The organism is Vannielia litorea, from assembly GCF_019801175.1.
In the GTDB taxonomy this organism is placed as follows: domain Bacteria; phylum Pseudomonadota; class Alphaproteobacteria; order Rhodobacterales; family Rhodobacteraceae; genus Vannielia; species Vannielia litorea_B.
In genome coordinates this window covers 2704042-2729973 of the sequence record NZ_JAHVJR010000001.1, presented here as the reverse complement: position 1 = coordinate 2729973, position 25932 = coordinate 2704042, and the positions used below count along the sequence as shown (strand labels likewise).

At 66.9% G+C, this 25932-nt stretch carries 34 protein-coding genes and 1 riboswitch; of the genes, 23 read left to right on the top strand and 11 right to left on the bottom strand.

Annotation, left to right across the window (positions count from 1 at the left end; genetic code table 11):
- Nucleotides 1-4: 4 nt before the first annotated feature.
- The 3 genes from KUV38_RS13395 to ispH form a co-directional block, all read right to left on the bottom strand.
- Nucleotides 5-517 (bottom strand): hypothetical protein, encoded by a 513-nt coding sequence (locus tag KUV38_RS13395; RefSeq protein WP_222470527.1) that lies wholly within the window; start codon nt 515-517, stop codon nt 5-7.
- A 43-nt stretch (nt 518-560) separates the two neighbouring features.
- A complete protein-coding gene (locus KUV38_RS13390) occupies nt 561-1061 on the bottom strand; it encodes a hypothetical protein (protein ID WP_222470526.1) in 501 nt (166 codons plus the stop codon).
- Nucleotides 1062-1140: 79 nt separating this feature from the next.
- Nucleotides 1141-2091, bottom strand: coding sequence for a 4-hydroxy-3-methylbut-2-enyl diphosphate reductase (gene ispH / locus KUV38_RS13385; RefSeq protein ID WP_222470525.1), 951 nt, complete (start codon nt 2089-2091; stop codon nt 1141-1143).
- Nucleotides 2092-2220: 129 nt separating this feature from the next.
- Between ispH and KUV38_RS13380 the strand changes: the two genes are divergently transcribed.
- Complete coding sequence (locus KUV38_RS13380; protein ID WP_222470524.1) at nt 2221-2694, top strand: c-type cytochrome; 474 nt, start codon at nt 2221-2223, stop codon at nt 2692-2694.
- 66 nt (nt 2695-2760) lie between these two features.
- Here KUV38_RS13380 and KUV38_RS13375 read toward each other — a convergent pair whose 3' ends face one another.
- Entirely contained in the window at nt 2761-3339 is a 579-nt protein-coding gene (locus tag KUV38_RS13375; RefSeq protein WP_222470523.1) for an NYN domain-containing protein, read from the bottom strand.
- Nucleotides 3340-3476: 137 nt separating this feature from the next.
- On the opposite strand from KUV38_RS13375, the gene folK reads away from it, so the two are divergent.
- From folK to KUV38_RS13350, 5 genes are all read left to right on the top strand, one after another.
- Entirely contained in the window at nt 3477-4040 is a 564-nt protein-coding gene (gene folK, locus KUV38_RS13370) for a 2-amino-4-hydroxy-6-hydroxymethyldihydropteridine diphosphokinase (protein WP_222470522.1), read from the top strand.
- A gap of 103 nt (nt 4041-4143) precedes the next feature.
- The gene (gene rpoZ, locus KUV38_RS13365; RefSeq protein ID WP_222470521.1) at nt 4144-4497 is read left to right on the top strand and encodes a DNA-directed RNA polymerase subunit omega; all 354 of its coding nucleotides are present in this window, start codon (nt 4144-4146) and stop codon (nt 4495-4497) included.
- Between the two features lie 22 nt (nt 4498-4519).
- Complete coding sequence (locus KUV38_RS13360; protein WP_222470520.1) at nt 4520-6637, top strand: RelA/SpoT family protein; 2118 nt, start codon at nt 4520-4522, stop codon at nt 6635-6637.
- A gap of 85 nt (nt 6638-6722) precedes the next feature.
- The gene (locus KUV38_RS13355; RefSeq protein WP_315898625.1) at nt 6723-7352 is read left to right on the top strand and encodes a DUF2062 domain-containing protein; all 630 of its coding nucleotides are present in this window, start codon (nt 6723-6725) and stop codon (nt 7350-7352) included.
- A 319-nt stretch (nt 7353-7671) separates the two neighbouring features.
- A complete protein-coding gene (locus KUV38_RS13350; protein WP_222470518.1) occupies nt 7672-8415 on the top strand; it encodes a pyridoxine 5'-phosphate synthase in 744 nt (247 codons plus the stop codon).
- A gap of 64 nt (nt 8416-8479) precedes the next feature.
- Here KUV38_RS13350 and KUV38_RS13345 read toward each other — a convergent pair whose 3' ends face one another.
- A complete protein-coding gene (locus KUV38_RS13345) occupies nt 8480-9379 on the bottom strand; it encodes a LysR substrate-binding domain-containing protein (protein ID WP_222470517.1) in 900 nt (299 codons plus the stop codon).
- 90 nt (nt 9380-9469) lie between these two features.
- Here KUV38_RS13345 and KUV38_RS20935 point away from each other — a divergent pair, with 90 nt between their 5' ends.
- The 8 genes from KUV38_RS20935 (at nt 9470) to KUV38_RS13310 (ending at nt 14133) form a co-directional block, all read left to right on the top strand.
- Nucleotides 9470-9604 (top strand): hypothetical protein, encoded by a 135-nt coding sequence (locus KUV38_RS20935; protein WP_261385222.1) that lies wholly within the window; start codon nt 9470-9472, stop codon nt 9602-9604.
- Between the two features lie 40 nt (nt 9605-9644).
- Nucleotides 9645-10067 carry an ABZJ_00895 family protein gene (locus tag KUV38_RS13340; RefSeq protein ID WP_222470516.1) on the top strand — a complete coding sequence of 141 codons (423 nt, stop codon included), beginning with the start codon at nt 9645-9647 and terminating at the stop codon, nt 10065-10067.
- Complete coding sequence (locus tag KUV38_RS13335) at nt 10064-10519, top strand: hypothetical protein (protein ID WP_222470515.1); 456 nt, start codon at nt 10064-10066, stop codon at nt 10517-10519. Before KUV38_RS13340 ends, KUV38_RS13335 begins: the two co-directional genes overlap by 4 nt.
- Before the next feature lie 7 nt (nt 10520-10526).
- Nucleotides 10527-10937, top strand: coding sequence for a holo-ACP synthase (gene acpS / locus KUV38_RS13330; protein ID WP_222470514.1), 411 nt, complete (start codon nt 10527-10529; stop codon nt 10935-10937).
- Between the two features lie 197 nt (nt 10938-11134).
- A complete protein-coding gene (lepB, locus tag KUV38_RS13325; protein ID WP_222470513.1) occupies nt 11135-11929 on the top strand; it encodes a signal peptidase I in 795 nt (264 codons plus the stop codon).
- Nucleotides 11930-11933: 4 nt separating this feature from the next.
- Nucleotides 11934-12656: a signal peptidase I gene (lepB, locus tag KUV38_RS13320; protein WP_222470512.1), complete on the top strand. Its 723-nt coding sequence runs from the start codon at nt 11934-11936 to the stop codon at nt 12654-12656.
- Complete coding sequence (rnc, locus tag KUV38_RS13315; protein ID WP_222470511.1) at nt 12653-13333, top strand: ribonuclease III; 681 nt, start codon at nt 12653-12655, stop codon at nt 13331-13333. The genes lepB (KUV38_RS13320) and rnc overlap by 4 nt, the downstream gene beginning before the upstream one ends.
- The gene (locus tag KUV38_RS13310) at nt 13333-14133 is read left to right on the top strand and encodes an endonuclease/exonuclease/phosphatase family protein (protein ID WP_222470510.1); all 801 of its coding nucleotides are present in this window, start codon (nt 13333-13335) and stop codon (nt 14131-14133) included. Before rnc ends, KUV38_RS13310 begins: the two co-directional genes overlap by 1 nt.
- On the opposite strand, the gene KUV38_RS13305 is transcribed toward KUV38_RS13310, so the two are convergent.
- Complete coding sequence (locus KUV38_RS13305; RefSeq protein WP_222470509.1) at nt 14130-15083, bottom strand: arginase family protein; 954 nt, start codon at nt 15081-15083, stop codon at nt 14130-14132. The two genes, KUV38_RS13310 and KUV38_RS13305, sit on opposite strands and share 4 nt — an antisense overlap.
- A 136-nt stretch (nt 15084-15219) precedes the next feature.
- Here KUV38_RS13305 and era point away from each other — a divergent pair, with 136 nt between their 5' ends.
- The 3 genes from era to recO are packed head-to-tail and all read left to right on the top strand — an operon-like array spanning nt 15220 to nt 17179.
- Nucleotides 15220-16131, top strand: a complete 912-nt coding sequence (gene era, locus KUV38_RS13300; RefSeq protein WP_222470508.1) for a GTPase Era — start codon at nt 15220-15222, stop codon at nt 16129-16131.
- Entirely contained in the window at nt 16128-16454 is a 327-nt protein-coding gene (locus tag KUV38_RS13295) for a DUF1491 family protein (RefSeq protein WP_222470507.1), read from the top strand. The genes era and KUV38_RS13295 overlap by 4 nt, the downstream gene beginning before the upstream one ends.
- A complete protein-coding gene (gene recO, locus KUV38_RS13290; RefSeq protein ID WP_222470506.1) occupies nt 16454-17179 on the top strand; it encodes a DNA repair protein RecO in 726 nt (241 codons plus the stop codon). Before KUV38_RS13295 ends, recO begins: the two co-directional genes overlap by 1 nt.
- On the opposite strand, the gene KUV38_RS13285 is transcribed toward recO, so the two are convergent.
- A complete protein-coding gene (locus KUV38_RS13285) occupies nt 17176-17568 on the bottom strand; it encodes an META domain-containing protein (RefSeq protein ID WP_222470505.1) in 393 nt (130 codons plus the stop codon). The genes recO and KUV38_RS13285 overlap by 4 nt on opposite strands.
- 77 nt (nt 17569-17645) lie before the next feature.
- On the opposite strand from KUV38_RS13285, the gene KUV38_RS13280 reads away from it, so the two are divergent.
- Nucleotides 17646-18224 (top strand): hypothetical protein, encoded by a 579-nt coding sequence (locus tag KUV38_RS13280; protein ID WP_222470504.1) that lies wholly within the window; start codon nt 17646-17648, stop codon nt 18222-18224.
- Nucleotides 18225-18233: 9 nt separating this feature from the next.
- Here the strand turns inward: KUV38_RS13280 and KUV38_RS13275 are convergent, their stop codons facing one another.
- Nucleotides 18234-19910: an acyl-CoA dehydrogenase family protein gene (locus KUV38_RS13275; protein WP_222470503.1), complete on the bottom strand. Its 1677-nt coding sequence runs from the start codon at nt 19908-19910 to the stop codon at nt 18234-18236.
- A gap of 146 nt (nt 19911-20056) precedes the next feature.
- Here KUV38_RS13275 and KUV38_RS13270 point away from each other — a divergent pair, with 146 nt between their 5' ends.
- On the top strand, nt 20057-20827 hold the full coding sequence (locus KUV38_RS13270) for a sulfite exporter TauE/SafE family protein (RefSeq protein WP_222470502.1): 771 nt from the start codon (nt 20057-20059) through the stop codon (nt 20825-20827).
- A 19-nt stretch (nt 20828-20846) separates the two neighbouring features.
- Here the strand turns inward: KUV38_RS13270 and KUV38_RS13265 are convergent, their stop codons facing one another.
- Both KUV38_RS13265 and soxR read right to left on the bottom strand, forming a co-directional pair.
- On the bottom strand, nt 20847-21290 hold the full coding sequence (locus KUV38_RS13265) for a MaoC family dehydratase (RefSeq protein WP_222471077.1): 444 nt from the start codon (nt 21288-21290) through the stop codon (nt 20847-20849).
- 117 nt (nt 21291-21407) lie between these two features.
- The gene (gene soxR, locus KUV38_RS13260) at nt 21408-21902 is read right to left on the bottom strand and encodes a redox-sensitive transcriptional activator SoxR (protein ID WP_222470501.1); all 495 of its coding nucleotides are present in this window, start codon (nt 21900-21902) and stop codon (nt 21408-21410) included.
- A gap of 73 nt (nt 21903-21975) precedes the next feature.
- On the opposite strand from soxR, the gene KUV38_RS13255 reads away from it, so the two are divergent.
- From KUV38_RS13255 to KUV38_RS13240, 4 genes are all read left to right on the top strand, one after another.
- On the top strand, nt 21976-22356 hold the full coding sequence (locus tag KUV38_RS13255; protein WP_222470500.1) for a VOC family protein: 381 nt from the start codon (nt 21976-21978) through the stop codon (nt 22354-22356).
- 317 nt (nt 22357-22673) lie between these two features.
- Nucleotides 22674-23096: a DUF1801 domain-containing protein gene (locus tag KUV38_RS13250; RefSeq protein WP_222470499.1), complete on the top strand. Its 423-nt coding sequence runs from the start codon at nt 22674-22676 to the stop codon at nt 23094-23096.
- Nucleotides 23097-23170: 74 nt separating this feature from the next.
- Nucleotides 23171-24490: a glutamate--tRNA ligase gene (gene gltX, locus KUV38_RS13245; RefSeq protein ID WP_222470498.1), complete on the top strand. Its 1320-nt coding sequence runs from the start codon at nt 23171-23173 to the stop codon at nt 24488-24490.
- A gap of 256 nt (nt 24491-24746) precedes the next feature.
- Nucleotides 24747-25190, top strand: coding sequence for a pyridoxamine 5'-phosphate oxidase family protein (locus KUV38_RS13240; protein ID WP_222470497.1), 444 nt, complete (start codon nt 24747-24749; stop codon nt 25188-25190).
- Here the strand turns inward: KUV38_RS13240 and KUV38_RS13235 are convergent.
- A complete protein-coding gene (locus tag KUV38_RS13235; protein WP_222470496.1) occupies nt 25180-25752 on the bottom strand; it encodes a gamma-glutamylcyclotransferase family protein in 573 nt (190 codons plus the stop codon). The genes KUV38_RS13240 and KUV38_RS13235 overlap by 11 nt on opposite strands.
- A 62-nt stretch (nt 25753-25814) precedes the next feature.
- Nucleotides 25815-25905, top strand: a riboswitch (glycine riboswitch).
- Nucleotides 25906-25932 lie beyond the last annotated feature (27 nt).

The following is a 25932-nucleotide window of genomic DNA, read 5'->3' as shown; positions in this document are numbered from 1 at the left end:
GCGGTCAGTTCCTTTTCTTCTTCTCCGCCAGCCGGTCGGCATCGCGGTTCACCCGGCGAAAGTCGCGGATCGGCACGGCAGCGCGGATGGCATCGTAAACGGGTTTCATCCGGGCGGCATCCGCCGGGCTGACGAAGGGCGGCAGGGTCACGCCCTCCGCATTCACGCCCCAAACCCAGCCGGCCCGGGCCTCGCCGTAACTATCGGGTGGCGGGAGGGCGCGCGGCGGGCGCTGGTCAAACCCGGCCAGGGCGACGGCGGCCTCGATCGCATCCAGCTTGGCCGAGTCGGTCCGGCCCATGCGCGTCACGCAGTCCTCGTCCTCCGCCGCGCCCCGGCAGGCGACCAGCATGGCCGAGCCATCGACGAAGAACTCAACGTAAAAGCCCCGGAAGCCCGGGGTGCCGGTCGGTCCAGTCTCGTGGAAATAGCTCGCCACCATGGCAGGCGACTCGGCCCGCGCAGCGGCGGGCGCGAGCATCAGCAGGCAGAGCAGGAGCACACGAAAGAGGGCCATGCTTAACCCTGCCTCAGCCCGCTGTGTCTGAAAAGAAAATTCCCTACTGCCCGGCCTTCTTGTCGGCCTCGGCGTTCACCGCCTTGCGGGCATCTTCGGGCAGCTCTGCGTCGAGCGCGGCAAGCAGCGCCTCGACCCGCGCGGCATCTTCCCGGGCGGGCAGGGCGATGGCATCGTAAGTCGCGCCGCCCAGCACCACCTCGCCCCATGCCAGCCCGCCGCCGATGGGCGGCTCCGGGTCTTTCTGCGCAGGCTTCTCCGCCAGCCCCGAGGCGCGGGCCGCCGCCGCAATCCGCTCTGCCGCGCCGGGCCGCATCTCCGCCTCTAGGCTCACGCAGCCCTCCTCGCCATAGCCCCGGCAGGCGGTGAGCCGCACCTGCCCCTCATGGCTGAACGCGGCGCGAAATTCCTCGCGGTAGGGCGGGGGCAGGCTGCCGTTGTCATAGCCATAGGTGGCAAACACGGCGCCCTGCGGCCCCTCCGGCTCGGCCGATACGCAGGCCGCGGTGGCGCAAAAGGCCAGCAAGAGCGTGACATGTCTCATGCGGCGCAGATTGGCGGCACAATCCGGCGCTGTCACATGAAAACTCGCAATGGGATTCGGCGCGTGCCGAAAATCCGCCTCAGGCCGGCTCGCGCAGCACCCGTGGCACCTTGAACTCGACCCGCTCCTGCGCGGTCTCGACCAGTTCCACCGTCACGTCGTAGCGGTCGCGGAAGGCGTCGATCACCTCTTCGATCAGCACCTCCGGCGCGCTCGCCCCCGCGGTCACGCCCACGGTGCCGATCTGCCCCAGCGCCCGCCAGTCGATATCCGCCGCCCGCTGCACCAGCTGCGCATAGGAGCAGCCCGCGCGCGAGGCGACCTCGACCAGCCGCTTGGAGTTCGACGAATTCGGCGCACCCACCACCAGCAGCGCATCCACGCGCGGGGCAATCGCCTTCACCGCCTCCTGCCGGTTGGTGGTGGCGTAGCAGATGTCTTCCTTGTGCGGCCCCACGATGGCCGGAAACCGCGCCTTCAGCGCCGCCACGATCTCGGCGGTGTCATCGACCGAAAGCGTCGTTTGGGTCACAAAGGCCAGCTTCTCCGGGTCGCGAACCTGCAAGCCCGCCACATCCTCCGGCACTTCGACCAGCAGCACCTCGCCCTCTGGCAGCTGACCCATGGTGCCCACGGTCTCTGGGTGGCCGGCATGGCCGATCATCACCATCTGCAGCCCGTTCACCGCGTGCCGCTCGGCCTCGATATGCACCTTGCTCACCAGCGGGCAGGTGGCATCCACATAGACCATCTCGCGCTTGGCCGCCTCGGCGGGCACCGCCTTGGGCACCCCGTGGGCCGAAAAGATCACCGGCCGGTCGTCCGGGCACTCCTCCAGCTCCTCCACGAACACCGCACCCTTCTCGCGCAGCCCGTCCACCACGTATTTATTGTGAACGATCTCGTGCCGCACGAATACCGGCGCACCCCATTTCTCCAGCGCCATTTCGACGATCTTGATCGCCCGGTCGACACCGGCGCAAAACCCGCGCGGGGCGGCGAGGAGGAGGGTGAGGGGAGGTTTGCTCATGGCCTGAGAGGTAGTGCCTCAGGCCGCCCGCGTAAAGCGCGGGGCGTTGACGCAGGCGTGAGCACAAGGGGTCTTGCCTTCCCCCTGCTGGAAGCTGGCAGACCGCCCTTCAAAGAGGAGACCCCCGCCATGAAGACCCCGCTCATCGCCCTTGCCGCCGCAGCCGCCGCCACCGGCCTCTGGCTGGCATGGCCCGGACAGGCCGAAACCACCGCCGACCTGCTGCCCTACAAAGACCCGGAGGCCCTCGCGCTGGGCGAGACGCTCTATGCCGAGAACTGCGCCGCCTGCCACGGCGCTGCGCTGCAAGGGCAGGTGGCCAACTGGCGCGACCGCGACGCGGATGGCCTCATGCCCGCCCCGCCGCATGACGAGACCGGCCACACATGGCACCACCCCGATGCCATGCTCTTCGCCATCACCAAATACGGCACCGAGGCCGTGGTGGGGCAGGGCTACCAGAGCAACATGGGCGGCTTCGAGGGCGTGCTGACTGACGCAGAGATCCTCGCCACCCTCGCCTTCATCAAAAGCACATGGCCCGCCGAGATCATCGAAGCGCACAACGGCATGAACGCCCAATACGAGGCCACCCGAAACTGAAAAGGCCCGCCATTCCCGGCGGGCCTTTCAAATTCCGTGGGGTGAGCCATCGGCACACCGTCCCGATCAATCGCGGGCCGAAAGCTCCTCGGCGCCCGCAGGCTCGGGGCGCGGCTCGCGCGGCGGGCGGCCGATCACTTCCTTCAGCTCGTCCAGCTCGATGAAGTTGTCGGCCTGACGGCGCAGCTCATCGGCAATCATCGGCGGCTGCGAGCGAATGGTCGAAACCACCGAAACCCGCACGCCCTGCCGTTGCAGGCTTTCCACCAGCGGGCGGAAGTCACCATCGCCGGAGAACAGCACAACGTGGTCCACATGCGGGGCCAGCTCCATCGCATCGACCGTCAGCTCGATGTCCATGTTGCCCTTCACCTTCCGGCGGCCCTGGCTGTCGACGTATTCCTTCGCGGGCTTGGTGACCATCGAGAAGCCGTTGTAGTGCAGCCAGTCCACCAGCGGGCGGATCGGCGAGTACTCGTCGTTCTCCAGCAGCGCAGTGTAGTAGAAGGCCCGCAGCAGCTTGCCCCGGCGCATGAACTCCTGACGGAGCAGCTTGTAGTCGATATCGAAGCCCAAGGCCTTTGCGGCCGCGTATAAATTCGATCCGTCAATGAACAGAGCGAGGCGCTCATCACGGTAGAACATCAAATACCCTTTCTGTATATGGCTCCGGAGCTCCCCGCGCGGTGGTGGTGGTCGGTAGGGAGTGAGTGGTCTTGCCCCGAGAGCGTGGCGGAAAATAGTGTAAAAAAGTTGGGTCGCAACCCTCCAAACGTCATATCATGGTTACAAAAGCACTCATTGCCGTCGGGTCAAACGCGGCGTCACAAGCCGGTTTCTCAAATGTAACGGTCTTGTCGGCGATTTCCGCCGTAAACACCGATTCGTTAACCATCTTGGCAAAAAGCCGCCTCTTTGAGACCCCTGCGTACCCAAAAGGCGCCGGGCCTGACTTTGTGAACGCGGCGATTGTGGCCCAAACCACACTCTCGCCCGAAGCGGTTCTGGCCCGTCTCCATGAGGTCGAGGCTGCCTTCGGCCGGGCGCGGGCCGAGCGCTGGGGGCCGCGCACGCTGGATCTGGACCTGATCGGCTGGGGCGATGCCGTCCGGCCTGACCGCCCAACATGGCGCCGCTGGGCGCGGCTTTCGCCCGTCAGCGCGGCGCGGGAGACGCCGGGCGAGCTGATCCTGCCCCATCCCCGGCTGGCCGAGCGCGCCTTCGTTCTCGTTCCGCTGGCCGAGGTGGCCCCCGATTGGGCGCATCCCGTCACCGGCCTCACGGTGGCCCAAATGGCCGCCGCCCTGCCCGCAGCGGAGCGTGCAGCGGTCAAACCCCTGTCATAGTGCCGCAAGGGCCAGCAAAACCGGGGCCGGACCCCTTGCCAACCTGCCCACCCCCCGTTACATAGCGGCCTTCACCGCCCAACCCTCCCTGCAGGAGACATCCATGGCCCGCGTCACCGTTGAAGATTGCGTCGATAAAGTCCCCAACCGCTTCGAGCTTGTCATGCTCGCCGCGCACCGGGCCCGCGAGATCGCCTCGGGCGGGGCGCTCACCGTCGACCGCGACAACGACAAGAACCCGGTCGTCTCCCTCCGCGAGATCGCCGAGGAGACCCAGCAGGCCGAGGATCTGCGCGAGCGCATGATCGAGAGCTACCAGACCCAGATCGAGGTCGACGAGCCCGAAGATGATGCAATGGCCCTGCTGATGGGCGCCGAGCAGGACAAGCCGGCAGATGACGACATGTCCGAAGAAAAGCTCCTCCGCGCCCTGATGGAAGCCCAGGAACAGAAGTAAACGCGAGCAAAGGGCGGCAGGCATGGACTCCGACGGTCTCGTCGCCCTCGTTTCTTCCTACAACCCCAACTGCAATGCCAAGCGGATCGCCGAGGCCTTTGCCTTCGGCGAGCACATGCACGAGGGGCAGCTTCGCCAGTCCGGCGAGCCCTACTTTACCCACCCCGTCGCCGTGGCCGAGCTTCTGGCCCGCCAGCAACTCGACGATGACACTGTCATCACCGCCCTGCTGCACGACACGGTGGAGGATACCAAGGCCAGCTATACCGATGTCTCCGAGCGCTTCGGGCGCGAGGTGGCCGAGCTGGTCGATGGCGTCACCAAACTGACGAACCTCCAGCTTTCGTCCTCCGAGACCAAGCAGGCCGAGAACTTCCGCAAGCTGATCATGGCGGTCAGCCGCGACCCCCGCGTGCTGCTGGTCAAACTGGCCGACCGTCTGCACAACATGCGGACCATCAAGTTCCAGCGCCCCGAGAAACAGGCCCAGAAGGCCCGCGAAACGATGGATATCTTCGCGCCGCTGGCGGGCCGCATGGGTATGCAGTGGATGCGCGAGGAGCTTGAGGACCTGTCCTTCAAGGTGCTCAACCCCGAGGCCCGCAACTCCATCATCCGCCGCTTCATCCTGCTTCAGCGCGAGAGCGGCGACGTGATCGACAGCATCACCCGCGACATCCAGAAGGTGCTGAAGAAATCCGCCATCAAGGGCGAGGTCTATGGCCGCGCCAAAAAGCCGTTCTCGGTCTGGCGCAAGATGCAGGAAAAGCAAAAGAGCTTCTCCCGTCTGGCAGATATCTACGGCTTCCGCGTGATCGTCGGCTCCGAGGAGGATTGCTACCGCGTGCTCGGCGCCATCCACTCGCGCTGGTCGGCGGTGCCGGGGCGGTTCAAGGACTATATCTCCAACCCCAAGAACAACGGCTACCGCTCGATTCACACCACCGTGGCCGGGCGCGACGGCAAGCAGGTCGAGGTGCAGATCCGCACCCGCCAGATGCACGAGGTCGCCGAGGCCGGGGTGGCCGCGCATTGGAGCTACCGCGACGGCGTGCGCGCCGAAAACCCCTTCGCCGTCGATCCCGCCCACTGGATCAGGGCGCTCACCGAGCGGCTCGACGAAGAGGACCACGACGAGTTTCTCGAGCACGTGAAGCTCGAGATGTATCAGGATCAGGTCTTCTGCTTCACCCCCAAGGGCGAGGTCATCAAGCTCCCGCGCGGCGCCACGCCGATCGACTATGCCTACGGCATCCACACCCGCATCGGCGACAGCTGCGTCGGCGCCAAGATCGACGGGCTGCGCGTGCCGCTCTGGACCCGCCTGAAGAACGGCCAGCAGGTCGAGATCATCACCGCCGAGGGCCAGCGGCCCCAGCCCACATGGCTCGATATCGTGGTCACGGGCCGGGCAAAGTCGGCCATCCGTCGCAGCCTGCGCGAGGAAGACCGCGAGCGCTTCATCAAGCTGGGCCGCGAGCTGGCCCGCGTGGCCTTCGAGCATGTCGGCAAGCGCGCAACCGAGAAGGCCCTGACCACCGCCGCGCGCACCCTTGGCCTTCCGGCCCATGAAGAGCTTCTGGCCCGCCTCGGATCGGCGGAGCTGACCGCCCGCGACGTGGTGAGCGCGCTCTACCCTGACCTTGCCGAAGCCCATCGCGGCGAGGTGGTCGACGAGGCCCGCTCGGTCGTCGGCCTGCCCGAAGGGCAGATCTCGACCCGCGCGCAATGCTGCCAGCCGGTGCCCGGCGAGCGGATCGTCGGCATCACCTATCGCGGCAAGGGCGTAATGGTCCACGCCATCGACTGCCCGGTTCTGGTCGAGTTCGAGGACGAGCCCGACCGCTGGGTTGATCTGCACTGGCACTCCGGCCAGCACGGCGCGGTCAACACCGTGACCGTCGAGATCACCATCTCCAACGACGCAGGCGTGCTCGGGCGCATCTGCACCCTGATCGGCGAGCAGAAGGCCAATATCTCGGATCTGCACTTCATCGACCGGAAACAGGATTTTTATCGTCTCTTGATAGATGTGGACTTGCGCGATGTGGAGCATCTGCACATGGTCCAGACCGCGCTCGAGGCCGACAGCGACGTGGCCGAGATCGCCCGGGTGAAGAACACGGACCGCAAACCATGAACCAGCGGCCCCCGGAGAGGGGCCGCAGAGCAGGGGAAGAGGCTTGGTTTTCAGGCGCAGGGACAGACGAAGCTGGGCACGGATCGTGCTCGAGTTCTTCTACCCGCGCGGCGGTTGGTATCGGGCGGCGCAATACGTCCGCCACCGGCTGCGGCGGCTGCCCGACTCACCCAACCGCATCGCCCGCGGCATCTGGGCGGGGGTCTTCGTCAGCTTCACACCGTTCTACGGGCTGCACTTCCTTACCGCCTTCCTCGTCGGCAAGGTGATGCGCGGGAACATCCTCGCGGCCCTCCTCGGCACCTTCTTCGGCAATCCCATCACCTTCCCGATCATCGCCGCGCTCTCGCTGCGGCTCGGCCACGGCATGCTCGGCACCCGCCCCGTTTTCGGGCGCGGCCCCAACCCCGATGACAGCCACGGGCTGATGAAGGCGTTCTCCGGGGCGATGTCGGACCTCTGGCACAACTTCCTGTCGATCTTCACTCCCGAAACGGCCCACTGGGGCAAGCTGGCGGGGTTCATGGATGATGTCTTCCTGCCCTATCTCGTCGGCGGCCTGATCCCCGGCGTGATCGCCGCCACGATCTGCTACTACGTCTCCGTGCCGATCCTGACCGCCTACCAGCAGCGCCGCAAAGGCCAGCTGAAAGCCAAGCTGCAGGAGATCGCCGCCAAGCGGAAGAAGCAGGAGAGCGAGGTCGCGGGCGAGTAACTTGCCGCACTGGCTCTGGGGAGAAACGTCCTCCCAACGCGAGCCGGGCCGCGCCGTCCCGCGGGGTGGCGCATGCAACGGAGGTCCGGGGCACTTTATGGTGCAGTGGTCATCTGACCTCTGAGGGGAGAGATTGCCTCACCCAAGCGCCGCCCCGTCCCGCCAAAGGCGGGCCATCATTCGACGGCGCACCTCCGGTGCGACGGGCGGGACGGCGCTGCCCGGCGCCTGCGGCGCGCATCGGGCAGGGTCACTCCCCAACCGCCCTTCCAACCCGGCCAAACCCGCCCTAAGGTCCGCCACAACAGAGGGCCCGCTAATGACCGACCAACTCCGCCTCGGCGTCAACATCGACCACGTCGCCACCGTCCGCAACGCGCGCGGCTCGGCCTATCCCGACCCGCTCCGCGCCGCCAAGCTGGCCGAGGAGGCGGGGGCCGATGGCATCACCGCCCACCTGCGCGAAGACCGCCGCCACATCTCCGACGCCGACATCGAGGCACTGATGGAGGCGCTCACCGTGCCGCTCAACTTCGAGATGGCCGCCACTGCCGAGATGCAGGCCATCGCCCTGCGCCACAAGCCCCACGCCGTCTGCATCGTGCCCGAAAAGCGCGAGGAGCGCACAACCGAGGGCGGGCTCGAGGTCGCCCGTGAAGAGAACAAGCTGGCCCATTTTATCGCCCCGCTCGCCGAGGCTGGCTGCCGCGTGTCGATCTTCATCGCCGCCGACCAACGCCAGATCGAGGCCGCCCACCGCATCGGCGCGGCGGTCGTCGAGCTGCACACCGGCGCCTATTGCGACGCCCACGCCGAGGGCCGCTTCGACGAGCGCGATGCCGAGCTGGAGCGCCTGCGCAAGATGTCCACCTTCGCCCATTCCCTCGGGCTGGAGGTCCACGCCGGCCACGGCCTCACCTACGACACCGTCCAGCCCATCGCCGCCTTCCCCGAAGTGCGCGAGCTGAACATCGGCCACTTCATCATCGGCGAAGCCATCTTCCGCGGCCTCACCCCCGCGATCCACGAAATGCGCCGCTTGATGGACGAGGCCCGCAGCTAGAAAAATTTTAACGAAAATTTTTCCGGCCCGAAAATTCTTCGAGAAGAATTTTCACCCCTCAGTCTCACCCGTCGGCGCCCCCCAGCCCCTCGGCCTTCACCGCTCCCTTTATCCACCGCCGGAACAGCCGCGCGGGGTTTGAAAGGCTCCGCCCCTCCGCGTGCAGCAGCCAATAGGCGTGCTCGGTGTCATGCCAGCGCGGCACCGGCGCCACCACCTGCCCGCGCGCCAGCGGGTCATGCGCCAGCACCTCGAAGGCCAAGAACACCCCTTGCCCGGCCATCGCCGCGTCAAAGCACAGAGAAGCTTCCGAAAATTCCGGCCCACCCCCCAGCGTCACCTCCGCACCCTCCGGCCCGAGCCATGCGTCCCAGCCGAACATCGCGCTGGTGTCGCGGATAATCGGCAGGCGGGCAAAATCCTCCGGCCCCGCTACCCGCGCCGCCAGTTCCGCCGAGCACACAGGCACGATCCGCTGGCCGAAGAGCCGCTCGCAGCTCACGCCGCTGTAGCCGCCCGGCCCGATCCGCACCGCAATGTCGATGTCCGAGGCAGCAAAGTCGATCAGCCCGGGCGTCGAGTCGATCCGCACCTGAATGTCCGGATGCGCGCGGGTGAAGTCGCTCAGCCGCCAGATCAGGAACCGCGCGGCAAAGATCGGCGCAACCGAGACCGTCAGCACATGCGACCGGTCCCGCCGCGCGGCCTCTGCGGCGCGGGTCAGCCGGGCGAAGCCTTCGCGCAGGTTGGCAAACACCTCCTCCGTCCCCTCCAGCGGCACCATCCCGCCCGGCCGCCGCTCGAACAGCCCGCGCCGCAGCGCCGCCTCCGCCCGCGCCACCTGCTGGCTCACCGCACCGGGGGAAACTCCAAGCTCCGCCCCCGCCCGTGAGAGCGAGCCCAGCCGCGCCACCGCCTCGGCGGCGCGCAGCGCATTGAGCGGAATGTCGTTCAGGTCAGCCATATAGCAAATCTAAATACATATGCAGATCAGGCGCAATATGCAGGCGTCCTGCACGGGGCTAATTTCATCATAGCTAAAAGGAGCCACCCCATGTTCCGCCTCATTCGCACTCTCTTCACACCGCACCCCACGCTCAACCCCACAGACCCGCTCGCCCATCCCGCCCTCCGCCGGATGACCCCGCGCGAGCTGGCCGACCTTCCCCTGCCGCGCCCCGCCCGCTAGTCTGCGCCTCACCAAACGCAGATGGCCGGAGAGGAAAGCTATGCGGATCAGCCTGTTGCGCTACGCGGGCATTTACATCGCCACGGCCCTCGGCCTCGCCCTGCTCACATGGGTGCTCGCCAGCTTCGCCGGGGTGCGCCTGCCCACCGGCCTCTCCACCGCCCTGCCGCCGATGCTCGCGGCGCTGCTTGAAGGGCAGGCCTTCGCGCGTGAAACCCGCGAACCGCTCCTCAATGACGAGGCCTGGTCTGCCGCCTTTCGGATGACCCTCGTGGTGGCAGTCATCAATGCCGTCATCCTCGGCGGCGTGCTGCTCTTCACGCCCGAGCTGACCGACCCCGAGGTGCTCACCATCGTGGGTGTCGTCTTCCTCGTCCTTCTGGTCGTGGTCCTGCTGGTCAACCGCATCTTCCTCGGCATGGGCGCCAGGAGTCAGCTGAAGGCGCTGGAGTCCCGCAAGTGATCCGCGCCGCGCTCACCCTTCTGGCCCTCACCCTCCCCGCCGCCGCGCAGGAGGTCTCCGACTGCGGAGACTTCCGCACCGATGCCCGCAACATTCCCGAGCCGTGGGAGGCCAGCACCCGCAGCTTCGCCAATGGCGACGTGCGGCTCGTGCTGCTCGACACCATCGAACCCGCCGCCGCGCCCTATCACCTGATGATCCTCTCGCCACCCTACGACGAGGTCGGCGGCCGCCAGTGCAAAGTGCTCTCCCGTGAGAACCAATCCGGCTGGGCGGGGATGCAGTTTGACCAGCTCGAAGCAGGATACGATCCGGCCCTCGGCCTCACCTTTACCCTGCCCGCCATGATCTGGCTGCCCGAGAAGAATTTCGTCAATTCCACCGTGCTCACGATCACCCTCAACCAGTCCACCGGCGACATCACCGTCAGCCAACAACTCGGCAACGAGTGATCCGCCGATGATCCTGGGTATCGGCACCGATCTGGCCAACATCGAACGCATCGCCGCCACGCTGGAGCGCTTCGGTGACCGCTTCCGCAATCGCGTCTTCACGCCGGTCGAGCAGGCCAAGGCCGAGCGTCGCGCCGATACGCCGGGCACCTACGCCAAACGCTGGGCCGCCAAGGAGGCGTGTTCCAAGGCGCTGGGCACCGGCCTGCGCATGGGCATCGCCTGGAAGGATATGTCGGTGCGCAACCTGCACACCGGTCAGCCGGTGATGGAGGTCACAGGCTGGGCCGCCGAGCGGCTGGCGTCGATGACCCCGCCGGGCCACGAGGCGGTGATCCACGTCACCCTGACCGACGATCACCCCTGGGCGCAGGCCTTCGTGGTGATCGAGGCCCTGCCGCGCCGCGCGGAGGGGTAAGCGCCGTTAACGCGGCTCCGCTATGTCATCCGACATGCGCATGGAATGTGCATCGGATGTGCATCAGTTGTGCATGGCCCTGTGGCAACGGTTAACCCTGCCGTTAACCCCAATGCACGGTGCCGTCAGCCCGCCTTGACTCCCCCCTGCGCGCCCGCCATGTAGCTGCCGAGCGCAGAGACAGGCGAGGGAGCCGCATGGCCGAAAAATCCAAAGCCGGCGAGAGCTTTATGGAAACGATCAAGACCATCTTCTGGGCCCTGATCATCGCCGGCGTCTTCCGCACCCTGTTCTTCCAGCCGTTCTGGATTCCCACTGGCTCGATGAAAGACACGCTGCTGATCGGCGATTTCCTCTTCGTGAACAAAATGGCCTACGGCTATTCGCGCCATTCCTGCCCCTTCTCCGCCTGCCCGGTCTCGGGCCGGATCTGGGGCAGCGAGCCCGAGCGCGGCGATGTGGTGGTGTTCCGCCATCCCGTCACCGGGGCCGATTTCGTCAAGCGTCTGGTGGGTATGCCCGGCGACCGGATTCAGGTCACCAAGGGCCAGCTCACCGTCAACGGTACCCCCTACAAGCAGGAAGACGGCGGCCTTTTCACCGAGATCAAAGAGCCGCAGGGCAGCCAGGGCACCGAGCCCGCCTGCTCCAACGCCCCGGTAGGGCAGGGCGGCACCTGCGAAAAGCAGCGCCTGATCGAGACCGACCTGAACGGCAAGAGCTACGGCACCCTCGACGTAAACTACTTCCCGAACCGCCATCAGGATGAAACCAACGTCTACAACGTCCCGGAAGGCCACTATTTCTTCATGGGCGACAACCGCGACAACAGCCAGGACAGCCGCGTATCGCAGCAGATCGGTGGCGTCGGCTATGTGCCCTACGAAAACCTCATCGGCCGCGTCGACCGGGTGATGTTCTCCTCCGCCGGGCGCTCGCTCTTCTACTTCTGGACATGGCGCAGCGACCGCTTCTTCCACAAGGTCGACTGATCCGGTGCGCCGGGTTTTCTACTGGCTTTTCATCGGGGTAGGCGTTGCCATCGTGCTGGGCCTCCCCGCTTTCGCGCTGGCCCTGCGGCTGATCTGGGCGCCCTTCTACATCCCCGCCGGCTCGATGAAGCCTACCCTGCTGGTGGGCGACTATTTCTTCGTGAACGAGCGCCTCCCGCGCCCCGTCGAGCGCGGCGATGTGGTGGTGTTCCGCCACCCCGTCACAGGGGCCGATTTCGTCAAACGGGTCATCGCGCTGGAGGGCGACACCATCGCCATGCAGGGCGGCGTGCCGGTGCTCAATGGCGCGCCGCTGGCGCAGGAGCCTGTGGGTGATTTCGAGGAGGTCATGGAAGGGCAGGGGCCGCGCCGCAACCGCCCGCGCTGCGCCAATGGACCGGTGGGCGAGGGGGCGATCTGCCTCAAACCCCTGCTGCGAGAGAGCTTCCCCTCCGGCCGCAGCCACCACGTGCTCAACCTCTCCGATGGCGGCCCGATGGATACCACGCCCGAGGTCACCGTGCCGCCCGGCCATATGTTCGTGATGGGCGACAACCGCGACAACAGCCTCGACAGCCGCGTGCCCCAGCCGCAGGGCGGCCTCGGTTTCGTTCCGCTCGAGAGCGTCCGCGGCCATGCCGACAGGGTGATCTTTTCAGCCGCCGGGTCGTGGCTTTATGATTTTCGTAACTGGCGCGGCGATAGATACGGGAAAGTGATCGAATGAAGCTCTCGGCAGATGTTCAGGCCTTCGCCGCCCGGCTCGGCCACGCGTTCACCGATCCGGCGCTGCTGATCCGGGCGCTCACCCACCCCTCCTTCACCACCACGGGGCAGGAGAACAACCAGCGCCTCGAGTTTCTGGGCGACCGCGTGCTCGGCCTCGTGATCGCCGAGGCGTTGATGGAGGCAGACCCGCACGCGCCCGAGGGCCAGCTTTCGCCCCGGTTTCACGTGCTGGTCAACAAGGAGACCTGCGCCGAGGTCGCCCGCGAGATCGCGCTGGGCGATGTGCTCAAGCTGGGCCGCTCCGAGATGCAGTCGGGCGGGCGCCGCAAGGAGGCGCTGCTGGGCGATGCGATGGAGGCGGTGATCGCCGCCGTCTATCGCGATGCCGGTTTCGATGCCGCCCGCGCGGTGATCCGCAAGCACTGGTTGGGCCGGGTAAAGTCGGTCGAGGCCGATGCCAAGGATGCCAAGACGGCGCTTCAGGAATGGGCGCAGGCGCGCGGCTTGCCGCCGCCCAGCTACGAGCTGCGCAAGCAGGAGGGGGATGGCCACGAGTTCATCTTCCACATGGCCGCCGTGCTGGCCAACGGCAAGGAGGCCGTCGGCAAGGCCCGCCGCAAAAAGCTGGCCGAGCATGAGGCCGCCCGGGCGCTGCTGACCCGGCTGGAGGGCTGATGCGCCTCACCTGCCTCAACGCCTGGGGCGGGCGCATGCACGCCGAACTCGCAGACTGGCTCGCCCAGAACGACCAGGATATCCTTTGTATTCAGGAGGTTGTCCATGTTCCAAACACCCCCGCGCCCTGGCTCGATTACCGCGACGATGGCCGCAACCTGCCGCAGCGGGCCGATATGCTGGCCGATCTGGCCGAGGCCCTGCCGGGGCATGATGTCACCTTCTGCCCCGCCGCCCGTGGCCCGCTCTGGCATGGGCAAACTCAGGTCTGGTCGCACTGGGGCCTCGCCACCTGCACCCGGCGCGGCCTGCCCGTCACCCATCAGGCGCAGGGCTTCGTCCACGGAGCGTTCGGCGCCGAGGGCTTCGGCCCCCACCCCCGCTCGCGCACCGGTCACGCACTGCGCCTCTGGCGGCCCGAGGGCGCTGTCGTCATCGCCCATATGCACGGGCTGCGCGACCCAGAGGCCGGCAAGGCCGACACACCCGCCCGCGCCGCCCAGGCCGAGCGGCTGGCTGGGCTTGTCGAGAGCATCCGCCAGCCCGGCGACGAGGTGATTATCTGCGGCGATTTCAACGTGCTACCCGGCAGCGAGACCCTGCGCATCCTTTCCCGCCTCGCCCCCCGCGAGCTGGTCACCGAGGGCGGCCACCCCGGCACCCGCAACAGCCTCTACCCCAAACCCGGGCGCTACGCCGATTACATGATGGTCAGCGAAACCCTCGCCTTCACCAGCTTCGACGTGCTGCACCAGCCAGAGGTTTCCGACCACTGCCCGCTGCTGCTGACACTGCCCTAGCCCTCGGCCCGCGCGATCACCCCGAGGCAGGCGGTGAGCAGCCGTGACAGGGTGAGCGCCCCCAGCCCGTCCACATCCATCTCCGGCACGTATTCCACCAGGTCCATCGCCACGATCCGCCCCCGCGCGGCCACGCCCTCCACGAGGTCCAGCACCTGATAATAGCTGAGGCCTCCGGGCGAGCGCCCGATGACGCCGGGCACGATCGACGGGTCCAGCGCATCGGCATCGAGGCAGATCACCACCGCCGCCCCTTCGGGGATGCCCGCCAGCGCCGCCCCCACCCCCTCGGCGTGGAACTGCCGCGCCGGGATGATCTGCGCGCCCCAGTCCAGCGCATCGGCAAGGTCGTCCGGGTGGCCCGAGCCCACGCCCCGCGCGCCGACCTGGATGATCCGCTCCACATGGGCCATCTCCGAGGCCCGCCGCATGGTGGACGACAGCCCCATCCGCTCGCCCATATGCTCCTGCCGCCAGTCGATATGGGCATCGATCTGCAGCACCGTCACTGGCTGCCCCAGCGCTCCAAGCGCCTCCAACATCGGGATCGGAATCGAATCGTCGCCTCCCAGCACCACCGGCACCGCCCCCGCCGCCAGCACCTTGCCCGTCGCCTCGCGGATCGCGTTGCGGTTGGCGGCAAGGTCGCTCTCGCTCCAATCCAGATCGCCGCAATCCACCGCCGCCCGCGTGCCGGGCGGAAAGGTCGGGCCACCAAGGTCAAAGTTCATCCGGTCGATGTTCGCCGCGAGCTGCCCCGAGGCCCGCCGCAGCGCCGCGGGCGCGCCTTGGCAATAGGCCCCGACCGAGCCGTAAGGCGTGGCGCAGGGCGCCCCGAACAGCGCCGCCGAGGCCCCTTGCGGGCTGAAATCGGGGCAGGGGTCGAGGCCAAGAAAGGTCTTGGTGTCCGGCGCACCGAAGAGGGCGCCAAGATCGGGCGATTGCGGCATGGGGAGGGCTCCGTCTGAGGCTTTGCGCAACCCTGCGGCGGGTCGCCCCGGCCCGCAAGGCCCGCGCAGGCTTTTGCTGGCGAAACCCGCGCAAATCCTCTATTCCCGGCGCGTTCAACCAACAAGGCCAAGCCCCATGACCACACGCGCCGGTTTCGTCGCCCTCATCGGAGAGCCCAACGCGGGCAAATCGACGCTCACCAACCGCATGGTCGGCGCCAAGGTGAGCATCGTCACCCACAAGGTTCAGACGACTCGCGCCCGCATCCGCGGCGTGGCGATCGAGGGCGAGAGCCAGATCGTCTTCGTCGATACCCCCGGTCTCTTCCGCCCCCGCCGCCGGCTCGACCGGGCGATGGTGGCGGCAGCCTGGGGCGGGGCGGCCGATGCCGATATCGTCGTGCTGCTGGTCGAGGCCCATCGCGGGCTGACCGAGGGCGTGCAGGCGATCCTCGACGCGCTGAAGGAGCGCGCGGTCGAGGGGCAAAAGGTGGCGCTGGCGATCAACAAGATCGACCGGGTCAAGTCAGAGGTGCTGCTGGAGCTGACCGCCAAGCTGAACGAGGCTTACGCCTTTGCCGAGACCTTCATGATCTCCGCCGAAAAGGGCCACGGCGTGGACGACCTGCGCAAATGGCTCGCCAGCGAGCTGCCCGAGGGCCCCTGGCTCTACCCCGAAGATCAGATCGCCGACCTCCCCCTGCGCATGATCGCCGCCGAGATGACCCGCGAAAAGCTCACCCTGCGGCTCCACCAGGAGCTGCCCTACCAGCTCACCGTCGAGACCGAGGCCTGGGAAAACCGCAAGGACGGCTCCGCCAAGATCGACCAGATCGTCTACGTCATGCGCGACGGCCACAAGGGCATCGTGCTGGGCAACCGGGGCGAGACGATCAAGGCCATCGGCAAGGCCGCACGCGAAGAGCTGGAGGAGTTCCTCGGCCACAAGGTCCACCTCTTCCTGCAAGTGAAGGTCCGCCCGAACTGGCTGGAGGAGAGCGAGCGGTATGACGAGATGGGCCTTGATTTCAAGGACGGTAACGCTTGACTCGCCTGACCAGCGGCTTCTGGGTGCAGGCCTACCTCACCCGCCTGCGGCTGGCCGACATCCCCGCTTTCGTCGTCGCCAAGGGCGATGAGACGGCGGGCAACATCCTCATCAAGCAAAGCCCGCTCGACGGCACCGCACGGGCCTTCCAGCGCATTATGGCGATGGACGGCTCCCGCCCGTGGGATGTGCTGGCCGAAGGGCCGGAGGCCGAGGTGGATGCCGCCCTGCGCGATCAGCGCCGGTTTGACCCGGACCTTTGGGTGATCGAGGTCGAAGACCGCGAAGGCCGCCATCTGCTGGATGAGGAAGGGCTGGGCTGATGGAGTGGCGCGAGGAGGGCGTGCTGCTCACATCCCGCCCCCACGGCGAGAACGCTGCCATCATCGAGGTCTTCACCGAGGGGCGCGGTCGCCATGCCGGCGTCGTCCGCGGCGGCACGGGGCGGCGCATGGCCCCCATCCTGCAACCCGGCGCCCAGCTTGACCTCTCGTGGCGCGCCCGGCTGGAGGATCATCTCGGCGCCTTCACCGTCGAGCCGATCCGCGCCCGCGCGGCGGGGGTGCTGGGCGACCGCCGGGCACTTGCGGGTCTCGGCTCCGTCACCGCGCTGCTGTCCTTCGTCCTGCCCGAACGCGCCGCCTATCCGCGCCTCTACGCCCGCAGCCTCACCGTGCTGGACCTGATCGAGGAAGGCTCCGAGCACTGGCCGCTGGCCTACCTGCGCTGGGAGCTGGCGCTGCTCGACGAAATGGGTTTCGGCCTTGATCTCACCTGCTGCGCCGCCACCGGAGCCACCGAGGGTCTGGTTTACGTTTCGCCCAAAACCGGGCGCGCTGTCAGCGCTGAAGGGGCAGGGGAGTGGGCACCCAAGCTCCTGCCGCTGCCGCCCTGCCTCATGGGCGAGCCGCCAGAAAGCCCCGGAGAGCTTGCGCAGGGGTTTGAAACCACTGGCTATTTTCTGGATCATCAGCTGCGCACTTCGCTGGGCGAAAAGCCCCTGCCCGCCGCGCGGGGGCGGTTGGTTCGGGTGCTGGCGAAGCCTTAGGGATCGCGCCGAAACACCATCTCCCGCCCGTCTTCGTTGGACAGGATCAGCACCGGCCCGTTGGCCTCGGCCAATGTCATCGCGCCCAAAGCCTCAAAGAACTCCGCCTCGCCGTTCATGTGCAGGCAGGCCATCTTGGTCGCCATGATCGGCCCCGGCTTGAACCACGGGTAGGGCGCGGTCTGCTCCGCCGAGTAGCCGTTGCAGGGCGCCCGGCCAGAGATCCGGCCTTCCTCCCCCAACTCCAGCGTCGCGCCCCACTGAAAGGCCACGCCGTCGATCTCTTCGAGCTGGTAGGTGCCCTCGGCATAGCCCGTCAGGGTTTCATCCGCGCAGGCGGCGACCATTGGGGGGAGGGCGAGCAGGGTGGCGAGGGCAAGCGTTTTCATGGCTCACACATAGGTCGCCCGTCCCGCGCCGCCAAGCTGCCACGTTGCTGCCATGCTGCACCGGCAATCTGTAGCCCATGTTGCAAAGAGCCAGCCTCTTCATGGCCGTCGTCGCCATCGCCGCCCTGTCCTACTCGGGCGTTTCGGGGTTGGCACGGCATGACGGGGCAGTGCCCGGTGCCGTGCTGACCGGCCCGAGCCAGGCCGAGCTGGCGCGGGCGCATCCGCAGGCCTGGGAGATGCACCAGGCCTACGACGAATTCCACAACGGGCCGGACTGGTACGGCGCCTTCGCGGTGGGCGGGCAGGAAGCCTTCGGCGCCGTCTCGGGCTATGCCGATGCCGCGCTGGCCGAGGCTGACGCGCTTGCCCTCTGCGCCGATTGGGCTGCCGACTGCCGGGTGGTCGCCACCATCACCCCCGCCGAGCCGCAAGTGGCCGGGCTCTCCGGGCCGCAAGCGCGCGAGCTTGCCACTCTGCGGAGCAGTAGGGAGGGCGGGCGTGCGCTTGCGGTGGATGCACGGGGCCACTGGGGCAGCGCATGGGGTTATCCAAACCGCCATGACGCCGGACAAGCCGCAATGGCCGATTGCATCGCGGCCCAACAGACGCCCCGCGATGACACCGCCTGCCGCGTCGTCTGGACGCTCCGCTAGGGCGCGCCCTCAGGCGAGCAGCCGCCGCGCGATCACCTGCGCCTGAATCTCGGCGGCACCTTCGAAGATATTCAGGATCCGCGCATCGCAGAGCACCCGGCTGATGCTGTACTCCAGCGCAAACCCGTTGCCACCGTGAATTTGCAGCCCGTTGTCCGCCGCCGCCCATGCAACCCGGGCGCCGAGCAGCTTGGCCATCCCGGCCTCGAGATCACAGCGCACGCCATGGTCCTTCTCCCAAGCGGAAAAGTAGGTGAGCTGCCGGGCGATCATGATCTCTACCGCCATCATGGCCAGCTTGCTGGCCACGCGCGGAAACTCGATCAGGCTCCTGCCAAACTGCTTGCGGTCCTGCGCATAGCGCATCGCGATATCCAGCGCTGATTGCGCCACACCAATCGCGCGCGCCGCTGTCTGGATGCGCGCGCTCTCGAAGGTCTCCATCAACTGCTTGAAGCCCTTGCCCTCTTCGCCGCCCAGAAGGTTCTCTTCCTTCACCTCGAAGCCGTCGAAGCCCAGCTCGTATTCCTTCATGCCGCGATAGCCCAGCACCTCGATCTCCCCGCCGGTCATGCCGGGCGTGGGGAAGGGGGCCTCATCGGTGCCCGGCGTCTTCTCGGCCAGAAACATCGACAAGCCCTTGTAATCGCTCGTCGAAGGATCGGTCCGTGCCAGCAGGGTCATCACATGGGTCCGGGCGGCATGGGTGATCCACGTCTTGTTGCCGGTCACCTTGTAGGTATCGCCCTCCTTCACCGCGCGGGTGCGCAGGGAGCCGAGGTCGGAGCCGGTGTTCGGCTCGGTAAAGACGGCGGTCGGCAGAATCTCACCGCTGGCGATCCGGGGCAGCCAGCTTTCCTTCTGCTCATCGGTGCCGCCGCAAAGGATCAGTTCGGCGGCGATCTCGGAGCGGGTGCCAAGGCTGCCCACACCGATATACCCGCGTGAAAGCTCCTCGGAGACCACCACCATCGAGGCTTTGGACAGGCCAAGGCCGCCGAGGTTTTCGGGGATGGTCAGGCCAAAGACCCCCATCTCCGCCAGCTCCTCGATCACCTCCATCGGGATCAGCTCGTCCTTCAGGTGCCACTCATGGGCGTGCGGCTCGACCCGGTCCACCGAGAACCGGCGAAACTGCTCGCGGATCATCTCCAACTCGTCATCGAGCCCGCTGGCGCCCACGGTGATCTCGGCCGAACGCTCCTGCATCAGTTCCACCAGCCGCATCCGCGCCGCCTGGCTGTTGCCCCGCGCGATCAACTGGCGCACCGCATCGGTGATCAGCGCCTCGGTGCTCTCCAGCCCAAGGTCGGCGGGCCGTACGATCTCGCCTTGGCTCATCGGGATGCCCCCGGACATCTGCGCGAGGTATTCGCCAAAGGCGATCTGGTGCAGCAGCTTCTCCACCTCGCCAAATTTGCCTTCGCCTTCCAGCTTCTCGGCCCAGGCCTGCATCTGCTTGAGCGCCTGCACGTAAGTGGCAAACCATGCCAGCCCGTGGGTGGCGGTCTGGTTGGCGTCCACCGCCCCGCCAGAGACCCGGCCCTCTACCGCCAACTCGGCCTTCAACCCGGCTTTCGCCGCCTCCAGCAGCGCCTGCGCAGGGGCCACGGCGGCACCTGTGAGGTTGAGCAGATCGGGGAGAATGATGGCTTGGGCGGTCATGTCCTGTCCGTCATGGGGCATGGATTCGGTCCTCGTTGTCGTGCCCGGTCGGCATAATCCCTTCGCAGGTGCAGCGCAACTTAATTTCGCGAGAATAGACTTTGGTGCATAAAAATGTCGCGGTCGATTCCTGCTGCGGCAGCGGGAGCGGCGCGATATGAGGCAGTATGAGCTTTCTGCCCGATCTTCTGACCCCCGGCCTCATCGCCTTTGCGCTGGGTGTGACCCTGCTGGCGGGCGTGGTGAAGGGGGCAGTGGGCTTTGCCATGCCGCTGATCATGATCTCCGGCATGGGCATCCTGCTCGATCCAAAGCTGGTCATCGCGGGCATCATCCTGCCCATCGTGCTCACCAACCTGCTTCAGGTCGCCCGCTGCGGTTGGGCCGAGGCCAAGGCCGCGCTGCGCGATTACAAAGTCTATATCCTCATCGTCTGCGTCCTCATCCTGCTGTCGGCCCAGCTTGTCACGGTCATCTCGACCGGGGTGATGTATCTGGTCCTCGGCATCCCGGTGACCCTGCTCTGCGCAATCCAGCTGCTTGGGTTGAAGCTTGTGATTCCCGAGGCGCGCCGCCTGGTGGCCTCTGTGGTGGCGGGCATCCTCTCCGGCCTGCTCGGCGGGCTGGCAGGCACTTGGGGGCCAACCACGGTGCTCTATCTCGTGGCGATTGAAACGCCCAAAGCCCGGCAGATCGTGGTGCAGGGGGTTATCTATGGTCTCGGCTCGATCATGCTGCTGGCGGGCCACCTGAAGAGCGGCGTGATGAACAGCGAGACCGTCTGGTTCTCGGCCCTGCTGCTCCTGCCGGCGCTTGCGGGCATGTGGATCGGCTTCCAGATCCAGGACAGGATCGATCAGGCCACCTTCCGCAAGGCCACCCTCGCCGTGCTGCTCATCGCCGGCCTCAACCTGATCCGCCGGGGCCTCATCGGCTAAGGGCCGGGGACACTATCGCTCAGTCGAACTTCGCCGAAGGCGCCAGCACCGTAGCCTCGCCCTTCAGCACAACCTTCCCGTCCACCAGACAGCGGGTATCAAGCTGCACCCGGCGCTTGCGGTGGTCAATCTCCAGCACCTCCACCTCGGCCAGCACCATGTCACCGGGCCGCACCGGGGCCATGAACTTGAGCGTCTGCCCAAGGTAAACCGTGCCGTGGCCGGGCAGCTGCTCTCCGATTACCGCAGAGATCAGCCCGGCAGTCAGCATCCCGTGGGCAATGCGCCCCTCGAAGATGGTGTCCTGCGCATAGGCGTCATCCAGATGCACCGGGTTCCGGTCGGTGGAGACCTCGGCGAACATCTCGATATCCCGGTCGGTCACCTGCTTGCGCAGGCTGCGGATCATGCCGATCTCGATATCTTCGATGCAGATCGTCCCGCGGGGCATGTTGTCGAGCATCTCGGTCTCCTCCGTCATGGGGCGGGTATAGCGCCACCGCTGCATTGCGGCAATATGTCGAAGAAAGATAATTCCGCAAATGACACTTATGTCGCAATTATCGTGCGAGCACGATTGTCACTCGCCCGCCTCGCGGATCTCGTCCGAGCGGTCGCCCATCAGGTAGCGCGGCCCCGCGCCCCGCGTCGCCGCCTTGTCTTCCTTGTTGTAAAGCCTGCATTTTTCGAGGCTGAGACAGCCGCAACCGATGCAGCCGTCGAGATCGTCGCGCATCTTCTTCAGGGTCTGGATGCGCTGGTCGAGCGTGTCGCGGAACTGCTCCGAGATCTCCCGCCAATCCTTCGCTGTGGGAGTTCGCCCCTCCGGCAGCCCGGCCATCAGCGCCTTGATCTGGGGCAGGGTGTAACCGAACTGCTGTGCAATGCGGATAAAGCTGACCCGCCTGATGTCGGCTCGCCGAAACCGTCTCTGGCCCGAGGGCGCCCGCATCGGCGCGATCAGCCCCTCCGCCTCGTAGTAGCGCAGCGCACTCACCGCCAGCCCGGCCCGCTCGGCGAATTGCCCGATGGAGAGCACATCATTCGCCCTGAGTTTCGCGCTGCGATCGGCCATATCAGAAAACCCTTGAGCTAAAGTTAGCTTTAGCAATTACACAGGTGCCATCGCAGCTCAAGGAGATTCGCCAATGTCCGCCCAACTCGAACACGTCAACGTCACCGTTTCAGATCTCGACCGCGCCATTGCGCTGCTCGATGATCTCTTCGACTGGAAGCTCCGCTGGCGCGGCGCCTCGATCTACGGCGGCGAAACCGCCCATGTCGGCGGAGCCGAGAGCTACCTCGCGCTCTACCGCCACCACGATCAGGAGGCGGCCAAGCAATCCACCTATCATGTGACCGGCGGGCTCAACCATGTCGGCGTGGTCGTCGACGATCTCGACGCGGTGGAACAGCGGGTCAAGGACTACGGCCTCAAACCCCGCTCCCACGCTGACTACGAGCCGGGCCGCCGGTTCTACTTCGAGGATTGGGACGGGGTGGAATATGAGGTGATCTCTTACGCGTGAACCAAATCTTTACGCTCCGCGCCTAGACAGGCTGCAACGGTTCGCACCTTTCCCCCGAGGTCCATTCGAGCCGCAGCGGCGCGGGGTTTCCCTCCTCCCGCGCCCCCTCAAGTAGGGTGGGTGAAACCCACCGCCGTGCACACCGCATCACGCGCTCCCCAAGGCACGGGCCCCTAACGGTCGGCAGAACCCACCCTACAAAAGGCCCCCGCGCAGCGGGGCCTGCGTGCGCCCGCAGAGCAGGTGCAGCCCACCACCGCTGCCACAAGCCAAGCCCCCCGTTGACGCAGCACGCCCCCCTCCGCCATCCTCTACTCATGGCCAATGCCACCCAACCCACCGAGACCGACCCGCGCGCCTTCTGCGACACCGTCGCCCACCCCGGTCGCCGCGAGGATGCCCTGCGTCTGCTCGATCTCTTCGCTCAGACCACCGGCTACGCCCCGCGCATGTGGGGGCCGACCATCGTGGGCTTCGGCCAGTATCACTACACCTACGCCTCGGGCCGCACTGGCGACTGGCTCGCCACCGGCTTCTCGCCCCGCAAGGCCAACATGGTCGTCTACATCATGCCGGGCTACACTGACTTTTCGCACATCCTCGCCCGCCTCGGGCCGCACAAGATCGGCAAGTCCTGCCTCTACCTTGGCCGCCTCGGCAAGATCGACGAGGCTGTTCTGGCCGAGCTGATCCGCGCCGGGCTGGACGATCTCGCCACCCGCTGGCCCGTCTCCGCCTGACGCCGCGCCGCCGCTGAACTTGCCCCGCGCCCGCGCCCCGTGTAAATCGCGGCCCTGACGCCCGAGGATATCCCATGACCACCACCCGTTTTGCCCCGTCCCCCACCGGCTACCTGCATGTCGGCAACCTGCGCACCGCGCTGTTCAACTGGCTGATCGCCCGCAAGTCCGGCGGCACCTTCATCCTCCGTCTGGATGATACCGACCCGGAGCGCTCCAAGCCCGAGTTCGCCGACGCCATCCAGCAAGATCTCGAGTGGCTGGGCCTCACGTGGGACCGGGTCGAAACCCAATCCTCCCGGCTGGACCGCTACGAAGCCGCCGCCGACAAGCTCCGCGAGATCGGTCGCTTCTACGAGTGCTTCGAGACCCCCACCGAGTTGGACCTCAAGCGCAAGAAGCAGCTCAACATGGGCAAGCCGCCGGTCTATGACCGCGCCGCGCTGGAGCTGACCGAGGCGCAAAAGCAGTCCTACCGTGACGAAGGCCGCACCGGCCACTGGCGCTTCAAGCTCGACCACGCGCGCATCGAGTGGAATGACGGCATCCTAGGCGACATTTCCATCGACGCCGCCTCCGTCTCCGACCCGGTCTTGATCCGCGGCGACGGGCAGGTGCTCTACACGCTGGCTTCCGTGGTCGACGACACCGAGATGGGCATCACCAACGTGGTGCGCGGTTCCGACCACGTCACCAACACTGCGACCCAGATCCAGATCATCGAGGCGCTCGGCGGCACCGTGCCATCGTTCGCGCACCACTCGCTGCTCACCGGCCCGCAGGGCGAGGCGCTCTCCAAGCGGCTCGGCACGCTGGCCCTGCGCGATCTTCGCGAGCGCGGCGTCGAGCCGATGGCGCTGCTGTCGCTCATGGCCCGTCTCGGCTCCGCCGACCCGGTCGAGCTGCGCGCCACCCATGACGAGCTGATCGAAGGCTTCGACCTCACCAAGTTCGGCTCCGCCCCCACCAAGTTCGACGTGGAAGATCTCTTCCCGCTCACCCACCGCCACCTCGCCGCCCAGCCGCTCTCTGCCGTGGCGGGTGAGATCGAGGCGCTGGGCGTGCCCGCCGATCAGGCCGAGCGCTTCTGGGCCGTGGCCCGCGAGAACATCACCGTGAAGGCCGATCTTCAGGACTGGTGGAAGCTCTTCTCCGAGGGCGCGACCCCGCTGGTCGCCGAGGAAGACGCCGATTTCGTGCGCGAGGCTTTCGCCATGCTCGGCGAGCCGCCCTACACCGACACCACATGGAGCGAGTGGACTTCTGCCGTGAAAGAGGCCACCGGCCGCAAGGGCAAGGGCCTCTTCATGCCGCTCCGCAAGGCGGTGACGGGCCGCGAGCGCGGCCCCGAGATGGCCGACGTGATGCCGCTGCTGGCCCGCAAGCCGGGCTGATCAAAGAAGCCTGCACGGAATCAAGCCGAAGGCGCCGTGCAGCGCCGACCCGCCCCCCGGGGCGGCGCTTTGGTGAGGTTGGGGCTGACCACGAAACTTGAGCTACCACGGCACGATTAAGTGCCACGCACAGCCGTTGCGGGCGCCACCCCGCGGGCCGGCGCTGCAAGGCGCGCGCCGTTCCTCATGGCAACCTTCGCCCCCGTCGCGCGTTCCTCCCTCAACCGGCGCATCCCGCGCCCCGAGGAACCTCGACATGGCCACCAAGACCCTGCCCGAAGTCGCCGAGCTGATGGCGAAAATCGATTTCTGCATGATGGAAACCCTGGCCGAAGACGGCCGCATCGCCGCCCGTCCGATGAGCTCGAACGGTGACGTGGAGTATCGCGGCGAGAGCTGGTTCTACAGCCTCGACGATACCCGCAAGACCCGCCACATCCGCGCCGATCCCCGCGTCGGCCTCGCCTTTCAGGGCTCTGGCGGTGTGCTCGGTCTGGTCGGCAAGCCGGGCGCGATGGTCCACGTCCAAGGCCGCGCCACGCTCACCAGTGACCGCGCCGCGCTGCAAGAACACTGGGTGCCCGACCTCGAATACTGGTTCAAAGACGGTATCGACACGCCCGGCCTGCTGCTCATCCGGGTCGACGCCGAGCACATCCACTACTGGGATGGCGAAGAGAACGGCGTCGTCACGCCCTGACGGGGGCCGCGACCTTCTCCACGCCCAACCGCCGCAGCCCCGCATCCACAAAGTCGCGCTCCTGCGCGCTCACCTCGGTTGCCCGCGGGTAGATCGGCGCGGCCCGGTCATCCACCACCACCGGCGGCCAGCCCGCCGTCGTCTCGAAGAACCGCAGCGCCCCCGCTTCGCCGAACACATCGGCAAAGCCCTGCACCACCGTATCGACGTAGCTCAGCAGCACCGGGTGGGCCGCATCCGCCGCCATATGCTCGGGCGCAACGGCATACACCTCCACCCTGACCTCCCCGGCCTCATGCTCGCAATGCGCCGATACCTCGTGCCGCCCATAGGCCCGCTCGCGCACATCCAGCGCCGCCCAGTCGCCGCCCGGCACATGGGCCACCAACCCCTCCAGCACCGAGCCGTCCCACGGCTCCGCGCTCAAAAAGGCCACATCCCGCAGCACCGTGCTCTTCCAGACCCGCCGCCAACCCCGCAGCCGTGCGGGAAAAGACGGCGCATGAATATGCGTGGCGCGGTTCACAAGGCTTCCATAGCCGAAAAAATAGGCGTCGCTCATGCTGCGCAACCTGTCGGTCTCAAGCCATCTTGTCCAGCCGCCCGCGCCGCGCTAACCATGCACCACCCCGTCCGAGGAGAATCCGGCCTCGCGCCGGTGCCGAAGGAGCAACCGCCCCGGTAAACTCTCAGGCCCAAGGACCGGACGGAGAAAAGGACTCTGGAGAGTGGCCGCAAGGCC